The organism is Ramlibacter albus (genome assembly GCF_014297445.1).
Taxonomy (GTDB): domain Bacteria; phylum Pseudomonadota; class Gammaproteobacteria; order Burkholderiales; family Burkholderiaceae_C; genus Ramlibacter; species Ramlibacter albus.
This window is the reverse complement of sequence record NZ_JACORU010000002.1, coordinates 389,133-403,040: the sequence shown is the minus strand read 5'-3', so window position 1 is coordinate 403,040 and position 13,908 is coordinate 389,133. Positions and strand designations below refer to the sequence as shown.

The window sequence follows — 13,908 nt, the reverse complement described above, 5'->3', positions numbered from 1 at the left end:
TCATGCACGGATTATCCTCCGCGCCGCTCGCCGCCATCCTCATCACGCGCAACGAAGAGGCCAACATCGCCGCCTGCCTGGGGTCGGTGGATTTCGCGGCCGAACGCATCGTCGTGGACAGCGGCAGCACCGACCGCACGCGCGAGATCGCCGAAGCCGCGGGCGCGAAGGTCGTCACCACGCAGGACTGGCCCGGGTTCGGGGCGCAGAAGAACCGCGCGCTGGAGCTGGCCACGCAGCCCTGGGTGCTGTCGATCGATGCCGACGAACGCGTCACGCCGGCTTTGCGCGAGGAGATCCTCGCGGTGCTTCATGCCCCCACCGCCGACGCCTACGACATCCCGCGGCGCTCCAGCTATTGCGGCCAGTACATGGCGCACTCCGGCTGGTACCCGGACTACGTGACGCGCCTGTTTCGCCGCGGCACCGCGCGTTTCTCGGACGACGTGGTGCACGAGCGGCTCGTTGCGCAATCGGCACCGGCGCGCCTGCGCAATGACCTGCTGCACGAGAGCTTCCCGGACCTCGAGTCGGTGCTGGGCAAGCTGGACCGCTATTCGACCGCCGGTGCGCAGCGCATGCTGCAGCAGGGCAAGCGCGGCTCCCTCGGGCGTGCAGTGGCGAGCGGGGTGTGGGCCTTCATCCGCACGTACCTGCTGCAGCTCGGATTCCTTGACGGCCGCAGAGGCTTCATGCTCGCCGTGTCGAACGCCGAAGGCACCTACTACCGGTACCTGAAGCTGTGGCTGCTGCAGCAACGGGGTCGATGAAGACCGCGTTCGTCGTCCTCACGTACAACCGCGCGGATGCGTTGCTCGCCGTGTTGCGGGGGCTGGCACCGCAATGCGGCGCGAACCACGAGGTCATCGTGGCCGACGACGGCTCGCGGCCCGAGCACGTGGATGCCATGCGCGAAGGCCTGCCCGCGTTCGACTGCCCGGTGCGCCACGTCTGGCACCCCGACGTCGGCTTCACCGCCTCGCGCGCCCGCAACCTTGGCGCGCAGGCGGCCGGCGCCGATTACCTGGTCTTCATGGATGGCGACTGCGTCCCCGGGGTAAGATTTGTCCAAATGCATGAAGCGCTCGCCCGGCCGGGCTGCTTCGTCAACGGCAGCCGCGTGCTGCTGGACGAGCCGCTCACGCGGCAGGTGACGGCCGGCGAGCTGGACCCTTCGGGCATCGGGGCGGGCGGCTGGCTGCGCCTGCGCGCGGCCGGGCACGTGAACAAGCTGTCGCATCTCGTGCGCTGGCCCGGTGCACCGGGACGCGACGAGAAACGTTTCCGGTGGAAGGGCATTCGCAGCTGCAATTTCGGTGTGTGGAAGGAAGATTTCTGCAAGGTCAACGGATTCGACGAAACGTTTTCCGGCTGGGGCCACGAGGACGCGGACCTGGTCCTGCGCCTGCACAATGCGCAGCTCGTGCGCCGCAACGGCTGGCTTGCCACCGAGGTGCTGCACCTGTGGCACCGCGAGCAGAGCCGCGCGAGCGAAGGCCCGAACCGGCAACGCGTCCTGCACCGCATGGAAAGCGGCATCATCCGTGCCCAGGCGGGCCTGGCCGAAGCGGCCGATGCAGGCAAACCCGTGGTGACTGAACTCAATCCATGAATCCAACCCTAAGCACCATGACTGAACAACAACTCTGGCGCCGGCGCGGCGTTGTGGCGGCGCTCGGCGGCCTGGCTGCGGTTCCGGCCTTCGCGCAGTTCCGCGTGGAAGTCACGGGCGTGGGCACCACGCAGCTGCCCATTGCCATCGCGCCCTTCCGCGGCGACGCCGAAGCGCCGCAGAAGATCGGCGCCATCATCCAGGCCAACCTCGAGCGCAGCGGCCAGTTCCGCCCCATCGACGCTGCCGGCACCAACCTCGACGAGACCAGCCGCCCCGACCTGAGCCCGTGGCGCCAGAAAGGCGCGGACTCGCTGGCCGTGGGCAGCGTGCAGCGCCTCGCGGACGGCCGCTACGACGTGCGCTGCCGCCTGTGGGACGTGGTGCGCGGGCAGGAGCTGCTGGTGCATGGCTACGTCGTCGCCGCCGGCGACCTGCGCCTGGCCGCGCATCGCCTCTCCGACCTGATCTACGAAAAACTCACCGGCGACAAGGGCGCTTTCGCCACGCGCATCGCATACGTCACCAAGGGCGGGCCGCGCTACAACCTGTGGGTGGCGGACTCCGATGGCGAGAACGCGCAGTCCGCTTTCGCGAGCAACGAGCCGATCATCTCCCCTGCGTGGTCGCCCGACGGCCAGCGCCTCGCCTACGTCTCGTTCGAGTCGCGCAAGCCCGTGGTGTACGTGCACGAGGTCTACAGTGGCCGCAGGCGCCTGATCGCCAACTTCCGCGGCTCGAACAGCGCGCCCGCATGGTCCACCGACGGGCGCACGCTGGCTGTGACGCTCACGCGCGACGGCGGCTCGCAGCTGTACCTGATCAGCGCCGAAGGCGGCGAGCCGCGCCGCCTCACGCAGTCGGGCAGCATCGACACCGAGCCCGTGTACTCGCCCGACGGCCGCACCATCTTCTTCGTGAGCGATCGGGGCGGTGCGCCGCAGATCTACCGCGTGCCCGCGCAGGGCGGCGACGCGCAGCGCGTGACCTTCACAGGGAGTTACAACATTTCGCCGGCCATCAGCCCCGACGGAAGATGGCTCGCCTACATTTCCCGCATCAACGGCAACTTCAAACTCCAGGTGATGGAGCTCGCCAGCGGCAACGTGGCCACGGTCACCGACACCACGGCCGACGAGAGCCCCAGCTTCGCGCCCAACAGCAAGCTCATCGTGTACGCCACGCGGCAGGGTGGGCGAGAGGCGCTCATGACCACCACCGTCGACGGCAAGATCAAGGCCCGCCTTGCGGGGCAGGGCGGCGACATCCGCGAGCCGGACTGGGGCCCCTTCCAAAAGTGACACAGAAATGAAACTCCAGGAGTCATCTGCAATGAAGCATCGTGTTTTCCTTGGCATCGCCCTGGCCGCGGCCCTGGCGGGCTGCTCGAGCGTCAAGCTCGACGACGTGCCGGTGGAGAACCGCACCGGCAGCGCCGTCGCCCCGGGCGGCACCGGCGGCACCACGCAAAGCCAGGTGGCGCCCGTGCGCGCCGACGACGCGGCCTCGTCCGCGCAAGGCCCGCAGAACGTCGCGCGCATCGTGTACTTCGACTACGACAGCTACGTCATCAAGCCCGAGTTCCAGAACCTGATCGAGGCGCACGCGCGCTTCCTCAAGCAGAACAACGGCCGGCGCATCGTCATCGAAGGCCACACCGACGAGCGCGGCGGGCGCGAGTACAACCTGGCTCTGGGCCAGCGCCGCAGCGAGGCCGTGCGCCGCGCGCTCGGCATCCTGGGCGTGGGCGACCAGCAGGTCGAGGCCGTGAGCTTCGGCAAGGAGAAGCCGGCGGTGCCCGGCAGTGACGAACGGGCCTGGGCACAGAACCGCCGGGCCGAGATCGCTTATCGATGATGAACACCACCTCCCGCCTGCTGCGGCCGGTTGCGGCCGCCACCTTCGCGCTGGCCGCGCTCGCAACGGTGCCCGCGCGCGCGGCGCTGTTCGAGGACGACGAGGCCCGCAAGGCCATCCTCGACCTGCGCGCCCGCGTGGAGCAGCAGCGCCTCGCGAACGACCAGGAGCTGCGCCGGCACGCCGACGAGACCGCGACGCTGCGCCGCAGCCTGCTGGAGCTGCAAAGCCAGATCGAGATGCTGCGCAGCGACGTCGCGCGGCTGCGCGGCGAGAACGAGTCGCTGGCGCGCGATTTGTCCGAGGCGCAGCGCCGCCAGAAGGACCTGGCGATGGCCACCGAGGAGCGGCTGCGCAAGTTCGAGCCCGCCAAGGTGAACGTCGACGGGCGCGAGATCATGGTGGACCCCGCGGAGCAGCGCGACTTCGACACCGCGCTCGCGGCTTTCCGCAAGGGCGATTTCGTCGCGGCGCAAAGCCTGTTCGGCGAGTTCCTCAAGCGCTACCCGTCCAGCGGCTACCGGCCGACGGCGCTGTTCTGGCTGGGCAACTCGCAATACGCCAACCGCGACTACCGCGGCGCCATCGCGAACTTCCGCGCGCTGCTGCAGCAGTCGCCGGACCACCCGCGCGCGCCGGAGGCCGTGCTGTCGATCGCCAACTGCCAGATCGAGCTGAAGGACAACGCCGGGGCGCGGCGCACGCTGGACGAGCTGGTGAAGGCGTACCCGCAGTCGGAGGCGGCGAACGCGGCGAAGGAGCGGCTGGCCCGGCTGCGCTAGCGGCGCGGCACAACGCCACCATGGATGCCGGGTCGAGCCCGGCATGACAAAATCTTTGCATGGTTGCTTCCCTGGCCAACAAGGTCCTCTTGTTGGCTTTCATTTTTTCTTTCGCATTCGGCGCGATCTCGCAGCGCACGAACTTCTGCACCATGGGCGCGGTCACCGACGTCTTCGCCATGGGCGACTACACGCGCGTGCGCCAATGGGCGATGGCCGCGGGCGTGGCGATGCTGGGCTTCTGGGCGCTCGCCTTCGCCGGCCTCATCGACCCGGCCAAGACGCTCTACACGGGCAATCGCTGGCTGTGGCTCTCCGCCCTCGTGGGCGGCGCGATGTTCGGCTTCGGGATGGTGCTGGGCTCGGGCTGCGGCAGCAAGACGCTGGTGCGCATCGGCGGCGGTAACCTGAAATCGGCGGTCGTCTTCGTGGTCCTCGGGGTATCGGCGTTCGCCACGCTGAAGGGCATCACCGCGGTCGTGCGCGTCGCGACGGTGGACCGCGCCGCCATCGAATACAGCGTGCCAGCGACCTTGCCGCAAGCTGCCGCGTCAATCGCGGGTGTGGCACCCGTGTCCGCCGGCATGGTGCTGGCGCTGCTCGTGGGCGGAGGGCTCGTCGCGTGGTCGCTCGCCGGCCGCGGCTTCCGCAACTTCGACAACGTCCTCGCCGGCCTCGGCATCGGCGGCGTGATCGCGGCGATGTGGTGGACCAGCGGCCACCTCGGCCACCTCGCGGAGCACCCCGAAACGCTCGAGGAGACCTTTCTCGCCACCAATTCGGGCCGCGCCGAAGCCTTGAGCTTCGTCGCGCCGGTGGCGTACACGCTCGACTGGCTGCTGTTCTTCAGCGACAAGGCCAAGGTGGTCACCATCGGCATCGTTTCCGTGATCGGCGTCGTCGCGGGCTCGCTCGCGACGGCCCTCGCGATGAAGCGCTTCAAGTGGGAAGGCTTCGGCAGCACCGAGGACGTCGCCAACCATCTCGCGGGTGGCGCTCTGATGGGCGTCGGCGGCGTCACTGCCATGGGCTGCACGATCGGGCAGGGCTTGAGCGGCCTGTCGACGCTCAGCGCGACCAGTGTGGTCGCCGTCATCGCCATCGTGCTCGGTGCCTTCGCGGCCTACAAGTACCAGGAGTGGCGCGCATGACGCACCTCGACGAAGCCGCCGACCTGCAGCGCCGTTTCGGCGGGCTCGAGCGGCTCTATGGCATGGAAGGTGCCGCGCGCATCCGGCGGGCGCACATCGCTGTGGTCGGCATCGGCGGTGTGGGCTCATGGGCCGCCGAGGCGCTGGCACGCAGTGGCGTGGGCGCGCTCACGTTGATCGACCTCGACCACGTCGCCGAATCCAACATCAACCGGCAGGTGCATGCGCTGGCGAGCACGGTTGGCATGGCCAAGACCGAAGCGATGCGCCAGCGCATCGCGCAGATCCACCCCGGCTGCAAGGTGACCGGCATCGAGGAATTTGCCGAGCCGGACAACTGGCCGCAGCTGCTGCCGGAGGGTGTGCATGCCGTCGTCGACGCGTGCGACGAAGTGAAGGCCAAGGCGGCGATCGCCGCGTGGGCCTTGCGCACGAAGGCGGCGTTCATTGCCTGCGGTGCCGCGGGCGGCAAGCGCCTGGCGCACCAGGTGGACATCGACGACCTTGCGGCCACGACGCACGACCCGTTGCTCGCTCAGGTGCGCTACCGGCTGCGCAAGTTCCACGGTGCGCCGAAGGAGGGCAAGAAGATCGGCGTGGCCTGCGTCTTCAGCCGCGAGCCGGTTGCCCCGCCGGACCCCTCGTGCAACATCGACGCGGGCGACGGCAGCCTCAACTGCCACGGCTATGGATCGGTCGTCAGCGTCACCGCCACCTTCGGCCAATGCGCGGCCGGCTGGCTGCTGGACCGCATCGCGGCCGGGAAGGTGAAAACTTGACGCTATAATCGCGGGCTTTGCTGCATGTGCAATGCATGCGGCTGAGGTCGGGACGTTAGCTCAGTTGGTAGAGCAGCGGACTTTTAATCCGTTGGTCGCAGGTTCGAATCCTGCACGTCCTACCATTTGCCGCGCGGCACTTACACCGCGCGCATCAATCCCCCATCCACGCGGATGTTCTGCCCCGTGATGTAGGCAGCCCCGTCCGACGCGAGGAAAGCGATGGTCGCGGCAACTTCGTCGCTCGTGCCGTAGCGCTGCATCGGTATCGCCTGCCTGCGCTCCTCGGTCTCCGGCAGGCTGTCGATCCAGCCCGGCAGCACGTTGTTCATCCGGATGTTGTCCTTCGCGTGCGTATCGGCGAACAGCTTGGCGAATGCGGCGAGGCCGGCGCGGAACACGCCGGACGTGGGGAACATCGGGGTGGGCTCGAACGCCCAGGCGCTGGAGATGTTGATGATCGCGCCGGACTTGCGCGCAAGCATGGCCGGCACGACGAGGCGCGTGGCGCGCACCACGTTCATCAGGTAGACGTCCATGCCCCTGTGCCACTCTTCATCGCTCATTTCGAGCAGGCCGCCGCGCGGGCCGTGCCCCGCACTGTTGACCAACACGTCGATGCGCCCCCAGCGCGCCGCGACCGCATCGACAAGCCGTGCGAGGTCCTCGTTCGACTGGTTGGTGCCGGTCATGCCGATGCCACCGAGCTCCTTGCCGAGTGCCTCGCCCTTGCCGGACGAAGAAAGGATGCCGAGCCGAAAGCCGTCGGCGGCCAGCCGCCTCGCCGCGGCCGCGCCCATGCCGCTGCCGCCGCCGATCACGATCGCTACCTTCTGGTCCATCGTCAAACCCCCGGAAAAGTTCACGAGAATACAGCGCGGCATCGTTGCGCACGGCCCCCATCCCGCGTATACCGGCTTGACCGCCCCCCGCCGCCCGCAAACAATGGCCCGCATGTCCACCACGGCCTGACCCCATGCTCCACCCGCTCCTGAGCCTGTGGCGCAGCACCTGCCGGGCCACGTTCTACGACCGCGGCGTCGACGGCCGCACGCTCGCGGCCGAGCAGTGGTCCGACATGCTGCCGCCGCTGGGCACGCGCCGCACCTTCCGCCATACCGATGAAGCCGTCGGCTACCTGCGCTACTGGGCCGGTGACATGTCCGCGAGCAACGAGCTCGGCTGGCTGCTCAAGCGCTGCTCGCCGACGAGCAGCGTGCTGGCGGCGCCCGAGCACTGGGTGCACGCGCTCGGCGGGCTCCTGGTGAGCGGCGCCGTTGCCGTGGTCGAAGAGAGCGTGCGCTCGGCCCGCCCGGCGCGCATCGTGCCGGCGCCTGCGGGTGCCGCCGCGGCTGCGGCTGCGGCAGCTGCTGCAACCGCGGCAGGCGCGTCGCCCGCTGCTGCGGCGGCAGCCGCGGCCGCTGCGGCTTCACCGCTTGCAGCGCTGCCGGCGCTGGCGAGCGTGCCCGCCGTGCCGCGTGCCGAAGACCTGCTGCCCGCCTTGGAAGACGCGCGCATCGAAGGCGCCGAGGTGCTGCCCGAGCTGGACCAGTCGCTCGCACAGGTGAATGCCACGATGGGGCAGGTGGATACGGCCGCCGCCTCCGTCGCGCCGGCGCCCGACAAGGTGCCGGGCATCGGCACCGCCATGAGCGACGCCGCGGCCGCGGCGCAGAAGGCGATCGACGAAGCCTGACCGGCACCCGCCGGCGCCCCCGCCAACAGAAGGACCGCAGTGAAAGTCATCGACCGTGCCCTGACCGTGCTGCCCGAATCGGCGCAGAAGGTCGCGGACGCCATCACCGAGGCGGGCACCACGCTCGCGGCCGAAGGCAAGACCTTTGCCGACGGACTGGTCGAGGTGGGCAACACGGTCAAGGACGAGGTCGTCGACATCGGCAACGAGATCGCCGGCCTCCCTGCGCTGCTGGACCCGATGCCGCTGGTGGGCGCGGTGACGAAGCTCGCCGAAGAGACCACCGCCAACCTCAAGGCGCTTGGCGAACGCGCAGCCGCGGCGCCCAACAAGATCGCGGGCGAATCGGAGGCCGTGAAGCACGCGATCGAGGAAGTCACGCGTGTCGTGTCCTCGCTGCCCGGCCTGCCGGCCGAGATCGGCGGCAAGCTGCCTTCGCTGGACGCGCCGCTGCAGTTGCTCAAGGCCCTGCAAGGCCGTGCGGAAGCACTGCTGCAGACGGGCATGCAGGCCAAGGGCCTGTTCGACAAGCACGTCGTCGGCCTCTCGAGCCTGCACACGGAGCTGCTCTCCGTCGACGCTTCGGGCCGGCCCGCCGTGCTCGGGCGCGCGAAAGCCCTGCGCGCGGACATCAGCGGCCAGCTGCAGGCGCTGCGCACGTCGATCCAGGACGAATCGGCGGGCATGCACACGGACCTCACCGATGCCGCATCGTCCGCCACCGACAAGCTCAACGACGCCGTCGACGTGATCCAGGAGGCGACGTCGCCGATCCTCGACGTCAGCGCCGCGATCAACGACGTGCGCACGCGCCTGAACGAGGAGGCGCAGGGCTGCAAGGACGACCTGCAGAAGTGCCTCGACGACCTGGAAGAGGGCCTCGACGCCGTCGTCAAGCAGGCGCGCGAGCAGGCCGGCACCGTGGTCGACAAGATCAACGAGGTGCTGGACCGCATCCGCGGCCTCATCGACAAGGTGATGGCGAGCTTCGACGTCGCCGACCAGTCGCTCACGCGCTGCACCCAGGCCATCCGCACGGCGCTGGAGAAGGTGCGCGACGCCGCCAGCGGCGTGCAGCTGGTGATGCAGGACCTCATCGAGCAGGCCGACGTCGCCGTGGCGATGCTGGAGAACCTGCCTGCGCAGTTCGAGCCGGTGCGCGCGCAGATCGACATGGCCATCGCGCACGTGCAGATGATCCGCGACCGCATCCCGCCCTTCGTGGAGCAGTGCGACTACACGCTGCGCATGGCGTCGTCCGAGGTGGACCAGGCCGAGGTGCTGTGCGACAACGCGATCGAGGTCTGCACCAAGTACATGTTCAAGGTGCCGCCGCTGGTGGCCGCGCGCGTGCTGTTCGTCGGCGTGAAGGCTTCGCTGCCAGGAATCCGCGCGTCGATCACGGCGGCGCGCACGGCGGTGAAGACCGCGGCCAAGACGGCGGACGACCTGCTGCTGCAAGGCAAGGCCGCCATCGAGAAGCTCTACCCGCTGCTGGACCAGGCGATCGCCAAAGTCAAGCTCGCGGCCGACCAGCTGATCGTGCTGCTGCGCAAGATGCAGGACGGCGTGCGCACCGCCATCGCGACGATCGACACGCTCTTCGAAAAGCTCCAGGCCGCTTTCGAGCAGGCCGCGGAGGCGCTCAAGCAGGCACTCGCGCAGGCGCGCGCGGCGGTCGAACAGGCGCTGGAGAAGATCGGCGTCGATGCGCTCGTTGCGAAGGTGAAGGCGCAGCTCGAGGCGCTGGTCAAGCAGGTGTTCGACCAGCTGCAGGCCAAGCTGGACATGGCCAAGCAGCCGCTGGAGATGGCGGTGCACCGCGCGCAGGACGGCATCACGCAGACCGTCTCGCTGCTGGGCGGCCAGATGAAGACGGTGGCCGACACGCTGGACAAGGCGCACGAGCAGGCCAACTCCTCGCTGCAGGGCATCGTCGACAAGATCTCCGGCGGCTGGGAGAGCCTGGCGGAGAAGGGCGGCAGCGAGATCGAGAAGTGGGGCGGCCAGGCCGTCGCCCTCATCGACAAGGCCGAACAAGGCCTGTCGGACCTCGACGCGAAGTTCGAGGAGCTGGAGCAGGCGATCGAGTCGAAGGTGGCCGAAGGCCGCAGCGCCATCGAGGCGCAGCTGGCCGAGTGGTCCGAGGCCGTCGATTCCGCGCGGCAGGACGTGATGGCCGTGGTGCAAGAGGCCGAGGCGCTGAAGGACGAGGGCATGGCCTTCGTCGCCGAAGCCGAGGAGCTGCTGCCCGAATTGCTGCAGGCCGCCGAAGGCATGCCCGAGCGCCTGCAGCAGTGGAAGGACGAGGCGCAGGCGGCGGTCGAACAGGCGGTGGCCGAGGCCGAGGCGCAGGTCGAGGCAGCCAAGGCTTCGGCCGAAGATTTCGAAATGGCCGTCGCCGAAGCGGTCGATGACGTGAAGGCGTCGGCGGAGGAAGCCGTCGTCGACGTCGAGGAGATGCCGTCGCAGATCGAGCGCGAGTTCGACTCGATGAACGAGGACGTGCAGGCCGCGCAGGACGAGGTCGAAGCGGCGCGCGCGCAGATGGAGCAGGAGCTCGAAGCCGCGCAGGCGCAGGCCGCGCAGGCCACCGAGCCGGCCGAGGCTCAGGCCGAGCAGCTTGCGTCCGAGGCCGAGGCGTGCGCCGACGAAGCGATCGCGAGCGCGAAGGAGGCCGAGGCCGCCGAGAAGGACCTCAAGGCGGGCGTGGTGGCCGCGCAGGCGGACGTCAATTCGCCGGTGGAGCAGACCACGGCCGAGACGCGCGCGCTGACCGACGAGGCGCAATCGAACATCGAGAGCGCGAAGGCGAGTGTCGAAGCCGTGGCGGCGCAGGTGAACGCCGCGCGCGCCGACGTCATCAAGGCCGAGGCGATCCTCGATGCCGAGGTCGTCAAGCGCGGCGGCGAGTCGATGATGCAGCCGGAGGTCGAGGCCGAGGAAGCGAAGGCCGATGGCACGACGGGGATGGCCGCAGGTGCGGCCGGCGCTGCGGCGGGCGCGGCTGCGGCGGGTGCCGCGGCGGGTGCTGCTGCCGACGCTGCTGGTGCCGGAGCGGATGGCGGGGCTGCGGGCGGCGATGGGCAAGCGGGCTCGCAGGCGGATGCGCAAGCCGGTTCGCAAGCCGATGCGCAAGGCGGCGCAACCGATGCGCAGGCGGGCACGCAGGCGGGCGCCGGCGATGCGCAAGCGGACGCGCAGGCCGCAGCGCAGGGCGGTGCGCAGGCGAGCGGCCAGGACACGCAGGCAGGTGGCGCCGATGCGGCTGCACAGGGCCAGGCCACTGGGACCGACGCGGCTGCGCAGGACCAAGGCGGTGGCGCCGATGCGGCTACCCAGGACCAGGCCACAGGGGTTGACGCGGCCGCCGCGCCAGACCAGCCTGTGGCCGCGGACGCCGCGGCGCAGGACATGCAAGCGCGCGCGGACGCCGATGCCACGGCCGACAAGGCCGCGCAGGACGACTCGCTGGCCGCGCCCGAAGCGGGCAAGCAGGACGAAGACAAGCAGGCGGCGCAGGCGGCTGCCGGTGCTCCCGAGGCTGCCGACCAGGCCAAGGCCGATGCGGACCAGGCGTCCGACGACGAGGACGAAGCCGAAGACTCGCTGGCCGGCTTGCCCGAGGATGCGTTGGCTGCCGCGGCGGGCACCGCTGCTGCGGACGCCATCAAGGCAGCTCGCGCAGGTGGCCTGAAGAAGCCGGGCAAGAAAGGCAAGAAGCCGGACGGCACCGATGCGGATGCGAAGGCGCCTGCGCCCGCGGGCCAGGATGACGGTGGACTCTCGATGCCAGCGGGCGATGCCGGTGCTGGTGCTGGTGCTGGTGCTGGTGCGACAGCTGGTGCTCCGGGTGCAGATTCGGCGATGTCCGGAAGTACCGCGACGGCGGACGCCAGCGGAGCTCCCGGGACTTCCGATGCCGCGCCCGCGCCTGCGGCAGCACAGGCCGACGGAGGCGCTGCAGGTGCGAGCCCGTCGCCAGACGCTGCCGCTGCGCCCGCAACTGCGGGGGCACAAGGCGACGCAGCCGCAAGTGGCGCTGCCGGTGCGGACGGAACGGGGACACTGGCCGCCGCACCCCCGCAGGCAGCAGCGCAGGGTGACGCAACAGGTGGCGCGTCGAGTGCAGACGCAGGCGGATCATCGTCGGCAGCGCCCGCCGGGGCCGCAGCGCCAGGTGACGCCGCAGGCAGTGGTGCAGCTGGTGCAGACACAGCCGGAACATCCGCGCCCGCGCCCGCGGCAGCAGCGCCGGGTGACGCAGGCACCGGCGCAGCATCGGGTACAGACGCAAGCGGAACATCGTCGGCAGCGCCCGCGCCGGCCGCAGCGCCAGGCGACGCCGCAGGCGGTGGTGCAGCTGGTGCAGACGGGGCCGGAGCATCCGCGTCCGCGCCCGCGCCAGCCGCAGCTCAAGGTGACGCAGCCGCTGGCGGTGCAGGCGGTGCGGGCGGCGACACAGGCGGAGCATCGGCTGCGGCGCCCACTTCTGCGCCGGGCCAAGGCGATGGCGCGTCGGCCCAAGGCGGGGCAGGCGCCGATGCAAGTGGAACTTCAGCGGCCGCCCCCGGTGCACAAGGCGATGGCACCGCGCCTGGCGGCGCCGCAGGAGGCACCGCAGCGACGGCCGGAGCAGCGCCTGCACCGTCCGCGGCGCAAGCCGGCGATTCGGGTGGAACATCGGCATCCGCGCCGGCGCCTGCAGCCGCGCCGGGTGACGCCGGTGCCGGTGGAGCAGCCACAGGTGACGCGGCCCCATCACCCGCCGCGGCAGCGCCAGCGCCTGCATCGGCAACCGCGCAAGGTGGCACAGGCGATGCACCCGGAACCCCAGCTGCGGCACCTGCACCTGCAGGCGCACAGGGCGGCGGGGCCGCAGGCGGCGCAAGTGGCGCAAGTGGCGCAGATGCTGCCGGAACATCGGCTGCAGCGCCCGCACCCGCTGCGGCACAGGGCGGTGCAAGCCCTGGCGGCGCAGCCGGCGGCGACGCCGCGGGAACGTCGGCCGCAGCACCCGCTGCGCCACAAGGCAACGCCGCCACACCCGTCGCGGGCGGCGCTGCGGGCGGGACCTCCGCGGCTGCCCCGGCACCGGCGGCATCGCAGGCGGGTGCCCCGGGTGACGCGGCGGGTTCGGCAACTGCGCCGGCACCTGCGGCCGCGCCTCAAGGCGACAAGAGCGCAAGCGGGACCACCGCTGGCGGCGCAGGTGCGACGTCTGCAGGCGGACCTGCGGCGTCTTCCGCGCAAGCTGGGGCAAGTGGTGATGCAGGCGCAACGTCCGCCGCGGCACCGGCGCCCGCCACCGCGAAGGGCGAAGCTGCCGCAGGCGCAGGTCCGCAGTCACCGAAGGCACCCGGCGAGTCGGCCGACAAGGCAGGAACTGCGAGCGCAGGCGACAAGCCCCCGGCGCATGCCAGTGCAGAGAAGCCTGCGGCGCAGGGCAAGCCCACCGACAAACCCGGCGACGCGCATGGCGGCGAGAAGCCCGCCGACGACAAGTCCGCCGCCGGCAAGCAGAAGAAGAAGTGGGAGCTCGATGGCAAGGAAGGCGAGCTCGATGCGGCTGCAGGCGACGCGGCTGCAGGCGATGCTGCCGGTGCCGTGCCCGGCACACACGGTACTCCCGCACAAGCCGCCGGCACGCATGGCCATGCCGCGCCCGACGCCGCACCGAAGAAGGCGCCCGACGCACACGCAGCACCGGCCCATGCACCGGCATCGGGCTCCGCGCCATCGAGCGGTGCAGGCGGCAAGCCATCGCATGCGATGCCCGGCGCGCCTGCGCACGCCCCCGCATCGACGGCCGAGTTGCCGCAGTCCGCGCAGCACGCGCAGCACGCGGCACCCGCGAAACCCGCATCCGCACCGCTGCACGACGCCGCGCAACCCTCCCCGAACACTTCAACTAGTGGTCCTTCGACCGACAAGACGGACGTCTCGAAGCGCGCGAAGGGCAAACGCGGCATCCCCAACATTGACGATTTGAAGTTGCCGCCGGGCAGCGCGCCGCACTAGGGACTTTCCC

10 protein-coding genes and 1 tRNA gene are annotated in these 13,908 nt (G+C 70.5%); 10 read left to right on the top strand and 1 reads right to left on the bottom strand.

Translation table 11 applies throughout. The features are described from left to right. Positions 1-2: 2 nt before the first annotated feature. From H8R02_RS08645 to H8R02_RS08610, 8 genes are all read left to right on the top strand, one after another. On the top strand, positions 3-770 hold the full coding sequence (locus H8R02_RS08645) for a glycosyltransferase family 2 protein (protein ID WP_187080982.1): 768 nt from the start codon (positions 3-5) through the stop codon (positions 768-770). Next, positions 767-1,612 carry a glycosyltransferase family 2 protein gene (locus tag H8R02_RS08640; RefSeq protein ID WP_187080981.1) on the top strand — a complete coding sequence of 282 codons (846 nt, stop codon included), beginning with the start codon at positions 767-769 and terminating at the stop codon, positions 1,610-1,612. Before H8R02_RS08645 ends, H8R02_RS08640 begins: the two co-directional genes overlap by 4 nt. 17 nt (positions 1,613-1,629) lie before the next feature. After that, a complete protein-coding gene (tolB, locus tag H8R02_RS08635; protein WP_187080980.1) occupies positions 1,630-2,913 on the top strand; it encodes a Tol-Pal system beta propeller repeat protein TolB in 1,284 nt (427 codons plus the stop codon). Positions 2,914-2,944: 31 nt separating this feature from the next. After that, complete coding sequence (gene pal, locus H8R02_RS08630; protein ID WP_187080979.1) at positions 2,945-3,469, top strand: peptidoglycan-associated lipoprotein Pal; 525 nt, start codon at positions 2,945-2,947, stop codon at positions 3,467-3,469. Continuing rightward, positions 3,469-4,251: a tol-pal system protein YbgF gene (ybgF, locus tag H8R02_RS08625; RefSeq protein ID WP_187080978.1), complete on the top strand. Its 783-nt coding sequence runs from the start codon at positions 3,469-3,471 to the stop codon at positions 4,249-4,251. The genes pal and ybgF overlap by 1 nt, the downstream gene beginning before the upstream one ends. Positions 4,252-4,310: 59 nt before the next feature. Beyond that, entirely contained in the window at positions 4,311-5,402 is a 1,092-nt protein-coding gene (locus H8R02_RS08620) for a YeeE/YedE family protein (RefSeq protein WP_187080977.1), read from the top strand. Beyond that, positions 5,399-6,181 carry a tRNA threonylcarbamoyladenosine dehydratase gene (locus tag H8R02_RS08615; protein ID WP_187080976.1) on the top strand — a complete coding sequence of 261 codons (783 nt, stop codon included), beginning with the start codon at positions 5,399-5,401 and terminating at the stop codon, positions 6,179-6,181. The genes H8R02_RS08620 and H8R02_RS08615 overlap by 4 nt, the downstream gene beginning before the upstream one ends. Before the next feature lie 49 nt (positions 6,182-6,230). Continuing rightward, positions 6,231-6,306: transfer RNA gene (locus H8R02_RS08610), tRNA-Lys, on the top strand. Between the two features lie 15 nt (positions 6,307-6,321). On the opposite strand, the gene H8R02_RS08605 is transcribed toward H8R02_RS08610, so the two are convergent. Next, positions 6,322-7,023 (bottom strand): SDR family oxidoreductase, encoded by a 702-nt coding sequence (locus H8R02_RS08605; protein WP_187080975.1) that lies wholly within the window; start codon positions 7,021-7,023, stop codon positions 6,322-6,324. A gap of 134 nt (positions 7,024-7,157) precedes the next feature. On the opposite strand from H8R02_RS08605, the gene H8R02_RS08600 reads away from it, so the two are divergent. Further along, a complete protein-coding gene (locus H8R02_RS08600) occupies positions 7,158-7,877 on the top strand; it encodes a hypothetical protein (RefSeq protein WP_187080974.1) in 720 nt (239 codons plus the stop codon). Between the two features lie 39 nt (positions 7,878-7,916). Further along, positions 7,917-13,898: a hypothetical protein gene (locus H8R02_RS08595; protein WP_187080973.1), complete on the top strand. Its 5,982-nt coding sequence runs from the start codon at positions 7,917-7,919 to the stop codon at positions 13,896-13,898. The last annotated feature ends 10 nt before the right edge of the window (positions 13,899-13,908 follow it).